Raw genomic sequence first — 16,427 nt, forward strand, 5'->3', positions numbered from 1 at the left:
CTGGCCCGGTGGGGACCGGCGTTTTCCCGGCCTGGGGCCGGATGCCGGTCGCCTACGCTGGGCGGGTGAAAACGAAGGTCGCCGCCATGCGGATCCTGCGGGTCCTGCTGGTGCTGCTCGCACTGGGGTTCTGCGCCTACAGCGTGGCCTCCCAGTGGGACGACACGACGAAGGCGTTCCGTGAGATGTCCTGGGCGACGCTCGCCGGTTCGCTCGCCGCGGGCCTGGCGGGGCTGTTCGCGTGGATGCTCGGCTGGCGGACCTTCCTCGGCGGGCTCGGCTCGCCGCTGCCGCTGCGGGTGGCGTTCCGGATCTCCGCGATCTCCCAGCTCGGCAAGTACGTGCCCGGCAAGGTGTGGGCGCTGGTCACCCAGATCGAGATGGCGCGCGAGCACGAGGTCCCGGCCGAGCGCAGCTTCGGCTCCACGCTGCTCGCGGTGGCGACGTCCACCGCGTGCGGCCTCGCGGTGGCCTCGGTGACGCTGCCGCTGACGTCGGCGGCGGCGCGCGAGCGGTACTGGTGGCTGTTCCCGCTGGCGCCGGTGATGCTGGCGGCCCTGCACCCCCGCGTCGTGACCTGGTGCCTGGGCACGCTGCTCAGGCTCGTCCGGAGGCCGCCGCTGGAGCACCCGGTGAGCCTCGGCGTGACGCTCCGGGCCGTCGGCTGGACGGTGCTGGGCTGGGCGCTGTTCGGTGTGCACACCTGGCTGCTGTGCGCGGCCGTGGGCGGGGACGGGGCGGGGCTGCCGTTCCTCGCCACCGGCGCGTACGCGCTCGCCTTCGTGGCGGGCTTCCTGGTGTTCATCGCGCCGGGCGGCATCGGGGCGCGGGAGGCCGCGCTGACGGTGGTGCTGACGCCGGTGCTGCCCGCGGGCGCGCCGGTCGTGGTCGCGATCGCCTCGCGCGTCCTGCTGACCGGCGCCGATCTGGCCGGTGCGGGCGCGGCGCTGCTGATGGCGCGGGGCCCGCGGGCCGCGAAGGCTGCGGCCGAGGGCGACACCACAGGCAATGACCGACATTCCGGGAATGAACGATCAGCCCGGACGCTTGTCAGGGGTACGCAGCCGACGAAGGAGAGACCGTGACGGCCCCCATCACCGTGACCGACGCCACGTTCGACGCCGAGGTCATCAAGAGCGAGACCCCCGTGCTGGTCGACTTCTGGGCCCAGTGGTGCGGACCCTGCCGGATGATCGCTCCCGTACTCGAGCAGATCGCGCGCGAGCACGAGGGCCGGCTCCGGATCGCCAAGCTCGACTACGACGCGAACCCGCAGACCCCGAACAAGTACGGCGTGATGGGCCTGCCGACCCTCCTGCTCTACAAGGACGGCGAGGTCGTCGAGCAGATCGTCGGCGCCAAGCCCAAGCGCGCCCTACTGAAGGTCATCGAGCCTCACCTGACCGCGCCCCCCGCGAGCGCGTCCAGGTAGGCGGTCCACATCGGGCCGTGGTCGACGGGCCGGACGCCGGAGCGCAGGCGCTCCGGCTCCCCCGGCGCGTAGAACCGCTCCAGGGCGCCGGTGAGCGCGGCCACGTCGTCCGGAGCGCAGATCACCCCGTCGACGCCGTCGCGGACCTGGCCCGCGAACCCGCCCACGTCCGTGGCGATCACGGGCACGCCGTGCTCGTGGGCCATCCAGACGTTCTGCGACGCGGTGGCCGACCGGTACGGCAGGACCAGCGCGTCCGCGGCGGCGAACAGCCCCGGGACGTCGGCCGCCGGGACGTACCCGGGACGCAGGTCCACCCGCCCCTCCAGGCCCAGCGTCCGCACGAGCTCCTCCGTCTCGTCCAGGCCGCCCCAGAACTCCCCCGCGACCGTCAGCGCGACGTCGCCGGGACCCGCCGCGAGCGCGCGCAGCAGGACGTCCAGGCCCTTGTAGGGGCGGACCATCCCGAAGAACAGCAACCGGCGGTGGACCTTGCCGTCGCCGTGCCCGGCGGGCCGCCCGGCGCCTTCGGCGTGGCCGCCCGGCAGATGCGCGGGCATCTCGGCGAACCGCACCGGACGGTCCGTGAGCCCCCGCGCCAGGTCGGCCTGCGCGGCGGAGTGGACGAGCACGCCGTCGGCGCGCCGCAGCAGCCGTTTCATCAGCGGCACGTCGTACGGCTTGCGCTCGTGCGGCAGGACGTTGTGGCACAGCGCCACCGCGGGCGTCCGGCGTCCCACCCCCGCGAGGATCCCCAGGTAGGCGGGGACCTGGACGGGGCTCAGCACCGCCAGGACGACCAGGTCGCAGGAGCGCAGCGAGCGCCCGGTGCGCCACCAGCCGTCCGGCCGCCGCCAGTCGAGCCTGTGCCGCGTCCCGGGGAAGGGCTCCCCCTCGGGCTCGGAGATCGTCTGCGTGCCCGGGTAGAGGAACCCCGGGTACTGGGCCCGCCAGGACTCCAGCACGACCTCGTGGCCCGCCGCCGCCAGCCGGTGCGCCAGCTCGGTGGTGTGGTGGGCGCCGCCGCCCTTGTACGGGAACGCCGGCCCGACGACCGCGATCCGCCCGCGCGTGGTCGCCATGGCGCTAGACGTCGCCGCGCGAGCGGACGATGAGGTCGGCCAGCAGCGCCAGCGACGCGATGATCAAACCCGTCACGAAGATCATGATGGTGTTGTTGGCGAAGTAGCCGAAGTGCACCACCATGTCGAACACGCCCTTGAGCAGGCCGATCACGATCAGCCACAGGGCGGGCGGCATCAGCACCTTGAGCGGGTTGAAGTACATCACCATCCGCAGCACCTGCAGGATGTAGCGGTAGGCGTCCTTGGTGAAGTGGAACTTCGACTTCCCGGCCCGCTTGGCGTAGTCGATCGGCACGTACCGCACCGGGTGCTGGTTCGACAGGAACGCGATCGTGATCGTGGTGACGCAGGAGAACCCGGGCGGCAGCAGCCGCAGGTAGGGCAGCGACACCTCGCGGCGGAACGCGCGCAGCCCCGAGTTCAGGTCGGGGATCTTCGTGTTGGTGAGCCGCTCGGCGATCTTGCGGATGAACCACTTGGCCGGGACGCGCAGCGCCTTGTGCGTGCCCTCCTCGGTGGTGCGCGCCCCGACGACCTGGTCCACGGCCGGGTCGGTGTCGAGGATGTCCACCAGGTCGGGGATCCGCTCGTTCGGATAGGACATGTCCGCGTCGGTCCACACCACGATCGAGCCGCGGGCCTGCTGGGAGCCGATGCGCCGGACGGTCCCGGAGCCGCTGTTGTGCTGGAACGCCAGGATCCGCATGTTCGGGAAGCGGGGGGCCGCCTCCTCCAGCCGGGCCAGCGTGGCGTCGGTCGAGCAGTCGTCGACGGCGAGCAGCTCGTAGGTCTTGCCGCTGTTGTCCATCGCCTTGCAGATGCGCTCGACCTCGTCGATCACGTGGTCCTGCTCGTTGTAACACGGCAGGACGACCGTGACGTGCGGGGCGGGCGCGGCCGGTTCCGCCTCCGGTTCCGGCCCGGGGGAGCCGGACGCCACGGGATCCGGCACGGCGGTGTTGGGCGCTGACGTGGCGGGCTGGGTACTCACGCAGGGCGAGAATACTCGCAACCGCGCACCCCGGTCCGCCTTACCGGCTGGGCGGCTCGGCGATCCACACGTCGACGGAGAGCCCCCAGGTGCTGCCGGGCGGCTCGTCCAGCGTCCGCCCGTCCTGCCGCGTCCGCAGCCGCATCACCTGCGCGGCGGGGCCGTACTGCGCCACCTGCCGCGATTCCGCGCCCATGATCACCGGACGGCGGCCGGCGGCGAACACCCGGCCGATGACCCGCCGGACGTCGGCGGGCCGCGCCCCGTCGGCCGCGCGGGCGGCGGGCAGCCCGCACATTCCGCGGACGACCTGGAGGAACCGGTCGGCGGTGGCGCGCTCGACGACGAGCACGGAGCGGCCGGGGCCGATCCTGGCGCACAGGGCGCGGACGGCGGCGAGCTCGTGCTGGTCCGTCCGCGACCGCATGGGCCCGGCGGACGTCAGCGCGATCGGTACCGCCATGAGCACCACGACGGCGACCGCGACCGGGCGGACGACGCGCGGCCCGTACCCGACGCGGCGGATCCGTCGGGTCGTCCACGCCGCGGCGAACACGGCGAACAGCAGCAGCCCGGGGACGACCAGGCCGAGCAGCCGCCGGGACGCCCACGGATGGTCGGGCGTGATGCCCGGCCGCAGCAGCACCTGCGCGGTCGTCCAGACGACCACCGCGTAGGGCAGCAGCCATTCCGGCGACCTGCCGCGCAGGAGACGCCGCACAAGTAGCGCGGCGCCGAACGCGGCCATCAGCAGCGCGGGGACGCCGATGTACCAGGCGACCCAGTGCAGGGACAGCTCGGAGTACTGGCGGGTCCCGTCCACCGGGAGGTGGTCGATCCGCTGCACCTGCTCGATGAAGTACGCGTTGAGCTTGTCGTCGGGGTTGTCCGGGACGCGCCGGACGGTCTGGACGAGCGGCCGCAGCGCGAAGGCCAGCGTCGCCAGCAGGGTCAGCACCGCGGCGGCGCCGGGCAGCCGCCCGCGCGCGACGGCGGCCGCCACGGCGCGCAGCCGGGGAGCGGTGCGGCGCCGGCGCAGCAGGACCACCATCGCGCCGGTCGCCGCGACGATCACCACGGTCAGCACCAGCAACGGGTCGAGGGACGCGTGCAGGTACTTCAGGTAGGGGCGGGAGAGGACGAACCCCTCGACCAGCCCCGCGCCCGCGCCGAGCGTCAGCCCGGCGGCCAGGGGGTAGCCGCCGCGCCGGCCGCGCGCGACGAGCAGCCCGGCGAACACGGCCACCGGCAGCACGTCCCGCAGGCCGTCGATGCGGACGAGCACGACCAGCCCGAGCGCCATGCCCCCCAGGAACGCCTTCGCCGCGGCCGACCGCGGCGCCTCGCCCCGGGCGTCGTGCACCAGCGCGAGCCCGCCGAGCAGCAGGACCAGCGCGGGCAGCTCGCTGAACGTCGAACGGGACGCCCACAGCATCGGCAGCGTCAGCGCCAGCAGCAGCGCCCCGGCGGGCGCCCACCGGGGCCCGACCAGCCGGCCGGCCAGCCCGGCGAAGGCCAGCACCGAGCAGGCGCCGAGCACCGGCGCCATCAGCAGCATCCCCTGGGTGCCGCCGATCCAGGCGCCCGGCGCGAGCACCAGCGGCAGCCCCGCCATGAACTGCGGGACGATCGCGCCGCCGTCCTGGTAGAAGGCGGGGCTCGCGTACTCCAGTGCCGGGTCGTCCCCGCCGAACGCCCACCGCGTCTGCGGGATCGGCAGGGAGCCGTGGTCGGCCAGCCACGTCGCGAACTGGACGTAGGAGGCGGGATCGCGGCGGACGATGATCTGCTCGGAGCACATCGCCACCTGGACGGCCAGGAACACGGCCGTCACCGCGAGCACCGCGGCGGCAGCCCACCACGGCGCCGCGCCCAGCCCGCCCGGCCTCCCCGCGGTGGTGCCGCGCGGTCCGCCCGCCCGGGTCGCGCCGCCCCCTCCGGACGTCCCGGAATCGCCCCCCGCCGGGCGGGTGCGCAGGCCGAGCCACAGCACGAGCCCCGCCAGCGGCAGGAAGAGCGCGAACGCCGGTCCCGGCCTGAACACCCCGGCCAGCAGCAGCGGCAGCGCGACCGCCAGCCACGACACGATGAGCAGTGCCGGGGCCACGGTGATCCGGGTGAGCAGACGGCCCGCGCCGGTGCCCATGGGGTGGTCATTCATCGGTGCGGAGCGTAGCGTTCCCGGCCGGGCGGTGACCCATGGCAGGCCCGGCGGGCTCTACGCTCACCCCATGAGCACACGCGCCAGCGACGGGAGCGGCCCCGCCGGGCTGCTCCGCCGGCGGGTGGCGGACGATCCGTCCCGCCCCCTCGTGACGTACTACGACGACGCGGCCGGCGAGCGGGTGGAGCTGTCCGCGCGGACGTTCGACAACTGGGTGTCCAAGACCGCCAACCTGCTCGTGGACGGCCTGGCCGCCGAGCCCGGCACGCCGGTCGTGCTCGCGCTGCCGCCGCACTGGCAGAGCGCGGTGTGGCTGATGGCCTGCTGGTCGGCGGGGCTCACGGCGACGCCGGCCGACCCGGCGGCGGTCCGCGCCGGGACCGTCGAACCCCCGGGGGACTCCGGTCCGTACCTCCTGGCGGCGGCCGAGGAGGTGCTGGACGAGGTGGTCACCGGCGAGCTGGGCGCGGCGGCGGCGGAGGAGATCGTCGGGCTGTCGCTGCACGCGCTGGGGGGCCCGCTCGCCCACTGCCCGCCGGGCGTCGTGGACTACGCCACCGAGGTGCGGACCCACGGCGACCGCTTCACCGCCCTCCCCGGAGCGGACCAACACCCCGCCCTGAGTGTGACAAAAGCCACATTCAGCGGTACGGAACTGGTGGACGCGGCGCGCGCGGCGGCCGAAAAATGGGAGATCGACGCACGAGACCGCGTGCTGGTTGACATGTCCTTCACCACACTGGACGGAGTACTGGCGGGCCTGCTCGCACCACTAGCCTCAGGTGCTTCGGTCATAATCCAACGAAACTTCGACAAAGCCGCCCTCGATCGACGCGTGAGCGTGGAACATGTGACGGCGGTGGCGGGGCTCACCGGATGGAATGACGCATCCGGCTCCCTGCGCCGGCTCACCTGACCTACGCTTCCCTTGCTCTCGCCCTGACCCCGCGACCGACATCCGACCCCGTGAAAGCGGGCCGCGTCCCCGGACCTCGGAGCCGATGAACAGCAACCCGATGTACATGGAGTACGTCGACGACGCCGATCCGCAACCGGCGGCGCCTCGACGTGGTTGGCGCATCCTCGGCTGGGTGTGCATCGGACTCTCAGCGGTCATGGTGGCCGGTTCGCTCACCGCCTACGGCCTGTACCGCAAGGCGTTCGGGAACATCTCGCACGAGGACGTCAACGCCCAGCTCGGCCCCAACCGGCCGAAGAAGCTGAACAGCGCGATGAACATCCTGCTGCTCGGGTCCGACACCCGCGCGGGCGCCAACGGGAGCTACGGCCGCGGGATGAAGGACGAGGCGCCCCGCTCGGACACGATGATCCTGTTGCACCTGTCACCCGGCGGCGGGCAGGCGATGGGCATCAGCTTCCCGCGCGACCTCATGGTCCAGATGCCGTCCTGCAAGACCAAGACCGGCGGGACCGTTCCGGCGCAGAGCCGCGCGCAGATCAACTCGGCGTTCACCAACGGCGGCGCCGGCTGCGTGATGAAGACGATCGAGAGCATCACCAACATCCGCATCGACCACTTCATGCAGGTCGACTTCACCGGGTTCAAGTCGATCACCAACGCGGTCGGCGGCGTCCCGGTGTGCCTGCCCGAGAACGTGGACGACCCGAAGTCCAAGCTCAAGCTGACCAAGGGCAAGCACGTCATCAAGGGTGAGACGGCCCTGGCCTACGTCCGCGTCCGGCACATCGGCGATGGCTCCGACACCGCCCGCATCAAGCGCCAGCAGAAGTTCATGGGCGCCCTGGCCAACCGCGCGATGAGCGCGGGCGTGCTGACCAACCCGGCGAAGCTGCTGTCGCTGATGAACGCGGCCACCAAGTCGCTCACCACCGACAAGGAGCTGACCCCGCAGGTCCTGATGCGCATCGGCGGGGGCATGCAGGGCATGACCTCCGGCAAGCTGCGCTTCGTCACCGCCCCCTCCGGGCCGGACCCGCTCGACAAGAACCGGGTGGCGCTCACCCCCGCCGCCCAGCCGTTCTTCGCCTCGATCCGCAACGACAAGTCGGTGCCGTCCGAGCCGAAGCACGGCACCGCCCCCAAGATCCAGCCGAGCCAGGTGCGGGTACGGGTGTTCAACTCCAGCGGCATCACCGGCAAGGCCAAGCGCGTCGCCGACGACCTCCAGGCCCAGGGCTTCCAGGTGAGCGTCGGCGGCAACGCCCCCACCTCCCAGGTCACCAAGGTCCAGTACGGCTCCGGCGCCGACCAGCAGTCCGGGGTGCTCACCGCGCTGATCCCGAGCAAGCCGCAGGCGACCCCCCGCACGACCGGGGCGCTCCCGGGCGTCGTCGACCTCTTCGTCGGCTCCGACTGGACGGCTCTGAAGAGCGCCAAGGTCGGAATCCCGAAGCAGGCCGGCGAGATCAAGGCCGACGACGACATCTGCAAGGACGCCTGACCCGCCCGTCATGGCCCACACCAGCCGGCCCTCCGCGCCCGAGGCGGTCCAGCACGGCCAGCCGTGGTCCACCGGCCCGGAGGCCGACCCCGGGACGTACGGCGATGACACGGGACACGGCGAGCGCGGGGACGAGCGGCCGGAGCGCGGGGACGCGGAGGACGGGCAGGGCTACGGGGAGCCGGGCCTCCCGGCCGGCCCCCGCGCCGCCGCCGTCCCGGCGCCGGCGCCCGCGCCCAAGCAGCGCGACCCGTTCTTCGACAACGCCAAGTACCTGGCGATCCTGCTGGTGGTGGCGGGCCACTCGCTGGCCAACCTGCAGAACGTGCCCGTCGCCAAGGCGCTGTACATCTTCGTCTACATGTTCCACATGCCGCTGTTCATCGTGATCACCGGCTACTTCTCGCGGAACTGGACGTTCTCCGGCGGCAAGGCCCGCAAGCTCATCACCAACGTGGGCGTGCCCTACGTGGTGTTCGAGTTCGCCTACTCCATCTACGACTGGCTGGCGGGCCGCAACGAGCTGGAGATCAGCCTGCTGAACCCGTACTACCTCACCTGGTTCCTGTGCGCGCTGTTCATGTGGCGGCTGTCCACCCCGGTCTGGCAGCAGATCCGGTGGCCGGTCGCGGTGGCGCTGGTGTTCGCGCTGCTGTCCTACATGAGCGACCTCGGCGGCACCTTCGACATCCACCGGGTGATCGGGCTCCTGCCGTTCTACGTGCTCGGCCTCGCGCTGCGGCCCGCGCACTTCGAGCTGCTCAAGCGGCCCGTCGCGCGGCCGCTCGGGGCGTGCGTGCTCGCCGCCGGGTTCGCCGTGTCCTACCTGGCCATGAACCACATGTCCAAGGACTGGATCTACTGGAAGGACCCGCACTTCCAGCTCGGCGTCGGCAACCTCGCCGGCACCGTGATGCGGCTCGGCATGTTCACCGGGGCGACGCTGCTGGTCGCCGGGTTCCTCGCCCTGGTCCCCCGCCGCCGGTACTGGTTCACCGGCCTCGGCGCCGCCACCCTGTACGCCTATCTGCTGCACGGGTTCGTCACCCGGCTGCTGAACTTCACCGGCTGGTGGGGCGCGGACTGGATGCACACCAACGCCGGCGTCGCCGGCGTGCTCGCCGGCGCGGTGGTCGTCGGCACCCTGCTGTGCACGCCGCCGGTCGTCCGCTGCATGAGCTGGGCCCTGGAACCCAAGATGACCTGGGTTTTCACCCCGCTGCGCCGCCCCGCCCGGCAGCGCTAGACCGTCCCGGGGCCGGCCCCCGCCACAGCCCGGGCCGCGGACGGGCCGCGGGACGCGCCGGGATCGCGTAGATCAGGAAGTATCGGGCATCCGGCCACGCGGGCTCCAGACGGGGACTAGAGTCGCCATGCCTCCACGTGAACGGTTGGCGCGCCCCAAATGAATCTTCGGAGACATGACCGAGACTCTCCCCCAGCCACGCCCTCCGGCGCCGGACCGGACCGACCCCGCGGCGGCCGCGCCCCCGCCGCGCCGGCGTGACGCCTTCTTCGACAACGCCAAGTTCTTCGCGGCCCTCCTCGTCGTCCTCGGCCACATCTGGGAGGTGTTCGGCGACGACAGCCGGGCGGCGCGCGCCGCCTACGTCGTCACCTATGGCTTCCACATGCCGGTGTTCATCTTCATCTCCGGCTACTTCTCCCGCGGATTCATGCGCTCGACCGACAAATTCCGGAGCGTTTTCCCGGCGCTGGTCGTCCCGTACGTCATTTTCATCGTTCCCTACCGTTTGCAGCCCGTCCTGCTGAACGACGTCGACTTCCGGCTGCACGAGCTCTTCCGCCCGCAATTCCTGATGTGGTTCCTGGTCGCGATGGTGTTCTGGCGGCTGAGCGCCCCCCTGTGGGGCCACCTGCGTCATCCGGTGGCGGTGTCGGTGGTGCTCAGCCTGGTCAGCGGGAGCTGGGCGTTCACGGCCGACTCGACGCTGTGCCGGGCGGCCGGGCTGCTGCCGTTCTTCGTGCTCGGGCTGACCGTGCGGCCCGAGCACGTCCAGGCGCTGCGGAGCCGCGCGTGGACGCGGTGGGCGGGCGGGGCGCTGCTGCTGGCGGCGCTGCCCGCCGCCTATCTGTGGGAGCGCGGCGACACGCTGCCGAAGATCGAGAACGGCGTCATCCTGTGGAACCGCGGCTACGAGCACATGGACTTCGCCGCCGTGGAGGGCATGGGGGTGCGCCTGCTCGCGCTCGCGCTGGCGCTCGTCCTCGGCGCCGCCTTCCTCGCCGTCGTGCCGCGCGGACACGCCTGGTACACCCGGATGGGCGCCCGCACGATGTACGTCTACCTGCTGCACGGCCTGGTCGTGAAGACGCTCGACTACACCGGCGTGTTCGACCGGGACTTCTGCCGGTCCCCGCTCGGGCTGGTCACGGTGACGCTCGGCGGCGTCGCGCTCGCCGTGCTGCTCGCGACCGTTCCCGTTCAGCGGGCGATGCGCTGGGCGGTGGAACCGCAGGCCCGATGGCTGCTCAAGCCCTCGCATGCCAGGACCTGAGCCGTCACTAGCATCTCCAGGTATAGTCCAGATTTTCACCGAGTAGTTGATTGGCCTTCGTGTGAGCAGTGGTAACGACATCTCGCTGAGCATCATCGTGCCCGTGCACAAAGTGCAGGGCTACATCCGGCAGTGCCTGGATTCGATCCTCGACCCCGACCTTCCGAACCTGGAAGTCATCGCGGTGGACGACGCCTCGCCGGACGCGTGCGGGGAGATTCTCGACGAGTTCGCCCAGCGCGACTCGCGGGTCCGCGTGCTGCACCTCACCGAGAACGTCGGGCTCGGCCACGCCCGCAACGCCGGCCTCGACGCCGCGACCGGCGACTACGTCTGGTTCTTCGACAGCGACGACTACGCGACCGAGGGCGCCGTCCGGGCGATCTGCGACCGGCTCGCCGAGACCCGCCCGGACGTGCTGCTGTTCGACTACGCGCGGTCCTACTGGAACGGCCGGGTCAAGCGCAGCATCATCAACGACCTGTTCCGCGTGCCGCCGGCACCGGACGTGTTCACCCTCGAGGAGCGCCCCAGCGTCCTGGAGATGATGATGACGGCGTGGAACCGGGCGATCCGCCGCCAGTTCCTGCTCGACCTCGGGCTGCGGTTCAGCGGCGGGTACTACGAGGACGTCAACGTCACCTACCCGATCCTCATGGCCGCCGAGCGGCTGAGCCTGCTGGACCGGGTCTGCTACATCTACCGCCAGCGCCGCCGCGGCGCGATCACCAAGACGGCCGGCGAGAAGCACTTCGACGCCTTCGCCCAGTACGACCGCATCTTCGCCTTCATGGACCAGATGGGGCCCAAGGTCGACCAGTTCCGCACGCTGATGTTCGACCGGACGATCTGGCACCTGCTCGTGATCATCGAGCGCGGCGACCGGGTGCACGAGTCGGAGAACGAGCGGTTCTTCGGCGAGATGTCCAAGACCTACAACCGGTACAGGCCGGCCGGGCACGTCCCGCCCGACACCAAGCCGCTGCTGGCCGACAAGCACCGGCTGATCGAGAAGAACGACTTCCGGGGCTTCCAGCGGCTCGGGCCCTCGTCCACGACGAAGAAGGTCAAGAAGCAGGGACGCAAGGCCAACAACCTCCGCAAGCGCGGCGTGCTCTACTCCAAGGAGGTGGCCAAGGACCGCTACTACCAGATGCAGCGGCGGCTGCCGATGGAGGAGGACCTCGCGGTGTTCGGCGCCTACTGGTACCGCGGGTACGCCTGCAACCCGGCGGCGATCTACGAGAAGATGCGGGAGCTGGCCCCGCACATCCGCGGCGTGTGGGTGGTGAAGCCCGCCGGCCGCAAGGCGATGCCGGAGGGCGTCGACTACGTGGTGGCGGGCGGCGCCGACTACTACCGGACGATCGCGCGGGCGAAGTACTTCGTGAACAACGTGAACTTCCCCGACCACTTCGTCAAGCGCCCCGGCCAGGTGCACGTGATGACCCAGCACGGCACGCCGCTGAAGAAGATGGGCCTCGACCAGATGGACTTCCCCGTCGGGGCGAAGGACATGGACTTCAAGGCGCTCATCACCCGGTCGGACCGCTGGGACTTCCTGGTGTCGTCGAACCCGCTGTCGTCGGAGGCGTGGGAGCGGGGGTTCCCCTGCAACTACGAGATGCTGGAGATCGGGTACCCGCGCAACGACCGGCTCGTGACGGCCACCGCCGAGGAGCGCGCCCGGCTGCGCGCCGAGCTCGGGATCCCCGAGGGCGCCACGGCCCTGCTGTACGCGCCGACGCACCGCGACTACCAGCGCCACTACTCCCCGATGTTCGACATCGGCCGGTTCGTGGAGCAGCTCGGCGACGATCACGTCCTGCTGCTGCGCGCGCACTACTTCTACAAGATCAAGAACATGGCGGCGGACCTGGGCTGGCCCGAGGGCCGGGTCATCGACGTGTCCAAGCACCCGTCGGTCGAGGAGCTCGGCATCGCCTCCGACGCCCTCATCACCGACTACTCGTCGGTGATGTTCGACTACGCCAACCTCGACAAGCCGATCGTGATCTACGCGAACGACTGGGAGACCTACAAGCTCACCCGCGGGGTCAACTTCGACCTCACCGCCACCCCGCCGGGCACCGTCGCGACGACGGAGAGCGAGCTGGTCGACGCGTTCGTCTCGCGGGCCGCGTGGAGCGACACCGCCACCAAGGCGCGCGAGGCGTTCCGCGCCCGGTTCTGCCCGTGGGACGACGGGCACGCGGCCGAGCGCGCCGTCCGGCGGGTGTTCCTCGGCGAGAAGGTCCCGAACCCGCCGATGTGACCGCCGGCCCGGCCCCGCCGCACGCGGGGCCGCCGGACGCGGGGCCGCCGCGCGCCGCACGCACAACGCCGTCTCATGGCCCGGCGCCGGTCGCCGGGTCCCTCAGTGCTCGAAGGAGTGGGTCGCTTGTCCTCCAGCCGGATCAGCGTCGTCGTCCTGTCGCACGGGGCCGGGGAGTCGCTGCCCGGCACCCTCGCCTCGCTGTCGGCCCAGTCGCACGGCGACCTGGAGGTGCTCGTCGTCGACGACGGCGCCGGCGCCGCCGCGGGGGTCGAACTCCCCGACGGGCGGTTCCGCCTGGTCCGGGAGGGCGCGCTCAGCCGGGGCGCGGCGCGTGCCCGCGGCGTCGCCGCGGCCTCGGGCGGGTTCCTGCTGTTCGTGGACGGCGGCGACGAGCTGCCGCCAGCGGCGCTGGAGCGGCTGGCGACCGCGCTCGAACGGTCCGGGTCGGACCTCGCGACGGGCGGCGAGGCCGCCCGGAAGCGGACCGGGCAGGTGTGGTCGTGGCAGCCGCTCAAGGCCGAGGTGCCGCCCGCGTCCCGGACGGACCTGGCCCGCTCGCCCGGCCTGCTCGCCGACCGCCAGGTCACCGGCAAGCTGTTCCGCCGCGCGTTCTGGGACGCGAGCGGGCTGGAGTTCCCCGACATCGGCCGCTACGACGACCTCGCCGTGACCGTCCAGGCGCTGCACCTGGCCAAGGCCATCGACGTGCTCCCGGACGTGGTGCTGCACCGGCGGCAGGAACGGTACACGCCGACGACGGAGGCCCAGGAGATCGCCGACGGGTTCGGCGCGGTGACGCTGGCGACCGCGTGGCTCGGCGAGCGCGGCGGCGCGAAGGACGCGCGGCCCCTCCAGCTCGCCGCCGTCACCACCGAGCTGCTGTTGTTCCTGGACGCGCTGCCCGACCTCTCCGAGCAGGAGCGGGCGCAGGTCGTGGCGCAGGCGGCGGCGTACGCGGCGGGCGTGCCCGCGAAGGTGTTCGGCGAGGCGCCGGCGCTGGTCCGGCTGAAATGGCACCTGGCGTCCGAGGGGCACACGACCCAGCTGGTCAAGGTGGTGCGGTACGAGCGGGGCAAGTCCTCGCCGTCGATCGTCCGCGACCCGCTGCGCCGCTACGTCGTCTACCCGTACTGGAAGGACAACGCGCTCGACATTCCCCGTGACGTCTACCGGGCGCGGGAGGAGGTCCGGCTCCGCGGCCGCGTGCACGCGGTGTCCTGGGAGGGCGACCGGCTGACGGTCACCGGCGAGGCGTACATCAACTCCGTCAGCTCCCGCCGCCGCTGGACGTCGCTGAAGACGATGACGCTGCGGTCCGGCCGCCGGAAGGTCACCGCGCACGCCCGGCAGACCCCCAAGCCGGGCAAGACGTCCGGCGGCTGGTCCGGTTTCGCCTTCTCCGTCGACGCGGGCCGGCTCCGCGACCACGGCCGCTGGGTCGAGGGCGACTGGGACGTCCAGGCGTCCGTGCTGAACTCCGGCGTGTTCCGCCAGGGCCCGCTGCGCGGCGGCGGGTCCGGCACCGGCGCGCACCCGCCCTACCACTACGTCGCCGACGACGTCCGGATCGTCCCGCTGATCGAGGACGGCGTCCTGATCGTCCGGGTGGAGCGGGTCCGGGTGAAGGCGGCCGCGCTGCGCTGGGACGGCGACACGCTGGTCATCGCGCTGGCCGCGCCGGGCGGCGCGCCCGCCGCGCTGACGCTGCGGCTCGGCGACACCGCCGTCGAGGTGCCCGTGCGCGCCGAGGACGGCGTCCCGGTGGCCCGGGTCGACCCGGCGGCGCTCGCGGACGTGCCGATCGACGACGACGCGATCGACGACACCCGCGACTGGACGGTGTCGGCGGGCGACCGGCCGCTGGTGCTCGCCGAGGGCGTGGACGACTCCGCCCGGCCGTTCGGCGCGCTGGAGGTCGGCGCGGGCCGCGGCCCGAGCGGTTACCTGCGGGTCCGGCTCACCACCACCCGGCTGATCGTCACCGGCTGCGCGTGGCGCCCGGACGGCTCCCTGGCCGTCGAGGCGACGCACGCCGCGCATCCCGGCGGGCAGCTCGTGGTGCGCGGCCGGTCGCGCCGCAAGGAGTACGCCTTCGACCTGCTCGGCGACGGGTCCGGCACGCTGCGCGGCGCGGTGCCCGCGGCGGCGATGCCCGGCGTCGCGGGGGTCCTGCCGCTGCGCCCCGGCCGCTGGGACGTGCTGTTCCGGCCCGCCGGGGGCCGCGCGCTGACCGTCCGGCTCACCGGCGCGGCCCAGAAGGCGCTGCCGGAGCCGGTGGAGGTCGCCCGGCGCGGCTACGACCTGGAGGTCACCGACGGGCGGCTGGTCATCGCGGTGACCGGCGACGTGTCGCGGGAGGAACGCTCCGAGGGACCGAGGATCCGCGAGGAGGCGCGGCGGCGGGTGGAGCGCGACGGGCTCCGCGACGCCGTGCTGTTCTCCTGCTTCAACGGGCGGCAGTACTCCGACAGCCCGAAGGCGATCCACCAGGAGCTGGTGCGCCGCGACTCCGGCCTGGAGCAGCTCTGGGTGGTCAACGACGCGCAGGTGGAGCTGCCGGACACGCTGCGGGCCGTCCGGCTGAACGGCGCGGAGTGGCAGGAGGCGGTGGCCACCGCCCGCTACATCGTGACGAACCACCGGCTCGGCGACTGGTTCCAGCGCCACCCCGACCAGGTCGTCCTGCAGACCTGGCACGGTACCCCGCTGAAGAAGATCGGCAAGGACATCAAGGAGGTCCACTTCGCCTACGCGCCCGGGATGAAGAAGGCGCTCCAGGCGAAGTCCACGGGCCCCGCCGTGCCCGAGTGGAGCCACCTGCTGTCCCCCAACCCCTTCAGCACGGAGATCTTCCGCCGCGCGTTCGCGTTCAAGGGCGAGATCATCGAGGCGGGGTACCCGCGCAACGACCTCATGCACAGCCCGGACGCGGAGCTGGTCGCCAAGCGGGTCCGGGCGCGGCTCGGCATTCCCGAGGGCAAGCGGGTCGTGCTGTACGCGCCGACCTGGCGCGACGACCAGTACTACAGCAAGGGCCGCTACAAGTTCGACATGCGGCTCGACCTCGACCGGGCCCGCGCCGCCCTCGGCGACGACCACGTGCTGCTCGTCCGGCTGCACACCAACGTCGTGGACGGCGTCACCGAGGACCCGGGCGGCTTCGTCCGCGACGTGTCCCTCTATCCCGACATCACCGAGCTCTACCTGATCGCCGACCTGATGATCAGCGACTACTCGTCGGTGATGTTCGACTACGCCAACACCGGCCGGCCCATGCTGTTCTTCACCTACGACCTGGCCGACTACCGCGACCGGCTCCGCGGCTTCTACTTCGACTTCGAGGCCGAGGCGCCGGGCCCGCTGGTCGAGACCTCCGACGACCTGATCGAGGCGATCCGCGACGTCGAGACCGCCACCGCCGGTCACCGGGACCGCTACCGCGCCTTCGCGGAGCGCTTCTGCCCGCTCGACGACGGGCACGCCGCGGCGCGTACCGTCGACAGGGTCTTCCCTTCACTCTCCTGAACGGTCGTAC

11 protein-coding genes are annotated in these 16,427 nt (G+C 72.2%); 8 read left to right on the forward strand and 3 right to left on the reverse strand.

What is annotated here, in order from left to right; translation table 11 throughout:
- Nucleotides 1–65: 65 nt before the first annotated feature.
- Nucleotides 66–1,085 (forward strand): lysylphosphatidylglycerol synthase transmembrane domain-containing protein, encoded by a 1,020-nt coding sequence (locus tag E1291_RS12030; protein WP_242614097.1) that lies wholly within the window; start codon nucleotides 66–68, stop codon nucleotides 1,083–1,085.
- Nucleotides 1,082–1,432, forward strand: coding sequence for a thioredoxin (gene trxA, locus E1291_RS12035; protein WP_131737845.1), 351 nt, complete (start codon nucleotides 1,082–1,084; stop codon nucleotides 1,430–1,432). The genes E1291_RS12030 and trxA overlap by 4 nt, the downstream gene beginning before the upstream one ends.
- Here the strand turns inward: trxA and E1291_RS12040 are convergent.
- The 3 genes from E1291_RS12040 to E1291_RS12050 form a co-directional block, all read right to left on the reverse strand.
- Nucleotides 1,396–2,514, reverse strand: coding sequence for a glycosyltransferase family 4 protein (locus E1291_RS12040; RefSeq protein WP_131737846.1), 1,119 nt, complete (start codon nucleotides 2,512–2,514; stop codon nucleotides 1,396–1,398). The two genes, trxA and E1291_RS12040, sit on opposite strands and share 37 nt — an antisense overlap.
- A gap of 4 nt (nucleotides 2,515–2,518) precedes the next feature.
- Nucleotides 2,519–3,457: a glycosyltransferase family 2 protein gene (locus E1291_RS12045; protein WP_242614101.1), complete on the reverse strand. Its 939-nt coding sequence runs from the start codon at nucleotides 3,455–3,457 to the stop codon at nucleotides 2,519–2,521.
- A 91-nt stretch (nucleotides 3,458–3,548) separates the two neighbouring features.
- Nucleotides 3,549–5,669 carry a hypothetical protein gene (locus E1291_RS12050; RefSeq protein WP_242614098.1) on the reverse strand — a complete coding sequence of 707 codons (2,121 nt, stop codon included), beginning with the start codon at nucleotides 5,667–5,669 and terminating at the stop codon, nucleotides 3,549–3,551.
- A gap of 70 nt (nucleotides 5,670–5,739) precedes the next feature.
- Here E1291_RS12050 and E1291_RS12055 point away from each other — a divergent pair, with 70 nt between their 5' ends.
- The 6 genes from E1291_RS12055 (at nucleotide 5,740) to E1291_RS12080 (ending at nucleotide 16,417) form a co-directional block, all read left to right on the forward strand.
- Nucleotides 5,740–6,588 carry a TIGR03089 family protein gene (locus E1291_RS12055; protein ID WP_131737848.1) on the forward strand — a complete coding sequence of 283 codons (849 nt, stop codon included), beginning with the start codon at nucleotides 5,740–5,742 and terminating at the stop codon, nucleotides 6,586–6,588.
- A gap of 85 nt (nucleotides 6,589–6,673) precedes the next feature.
- Nucleotides 6,674–8,095 carry an LCP family protein gene (locus E1291_RS12060; protein ID WP_131737849.1) on the forward strand — a complete coding sequence of 474 codons (1,422 nt, stop codon included), beginning with the start codon at nucleotides 6,674–6,676 and terminating at the stop codon, nucleotides 8,093–8,095.
- A 10-nt stretch (nucleotides 8,096–8,105) separates the two neighbouring features.
- Nucleotides 8,106–9,341 carry an acyltransferase family protein gene (locus E1291_RS12065; RefSeq protein WP_131737850.1) on the forward strand — a complete coding sequence of 412 codons (1,236 nt, stop codon included), beginning with the start codon at nucleotides 8,106–8,108 and terminating at the stop codon, nucleotides 9,339–9,341.
- 175 nt (nucleotides 9,342–9,516) lie between these two features.
- Nucleotides 9,517–10,614, forward strand: a complete 1,098-nt coding sequence (locus E1291_RS12070) for an acyltransferase family protein (RefSeq protein WP_131737851.1) — start codon at nucleotides 9,517–9,519, stop codon at nucleotides 10,612–10,614.
- Nucleotides 10,615–10,675: 61 nt separating this feature from the next.
- Nucleotides 10,676–12,889, forward strand: a complete 2,214-nt coding sequence (locus tag E1291_RS12075) for a bifunctional glycosyltransferase/CDP-glycerol:glycerophosphate glycerophosphotransferase (protein WP_207400695.1) — start codon at nucleotides 10,676–10,678, stop codon at nucleotides 12,887–12,889.
- 126 nt (nucleotides 12,890–13,015) lie between these two features.
- On the forward strand, nucleotides 13,016–16,417 hold the full coding sequence (locus tag E1291_RS12080; protein WP_165495082.1) for a bifunctional glycosyltransferase/CDP-glycerol:glycerophosphate glycerophosphotransferase: 3,402 nt from the start codon (nucleotides 13,016–13,018) through the stop codon (nucleotides 16,415–16,417).
- Nucleotides 16,418–16,427: the final 10 nt, after the last annotated feature.

The sequence above is a fragment of the Actinomadura roseirufa genome (assembly GCF_900659635.1).
Taxonomy (GTDB): Bacteria; Actinomycetota; Actinomycetes; order Streptosporangiales; family Streptosporangiaceae; genus Spirillospora; species Spirillospora roseirufa.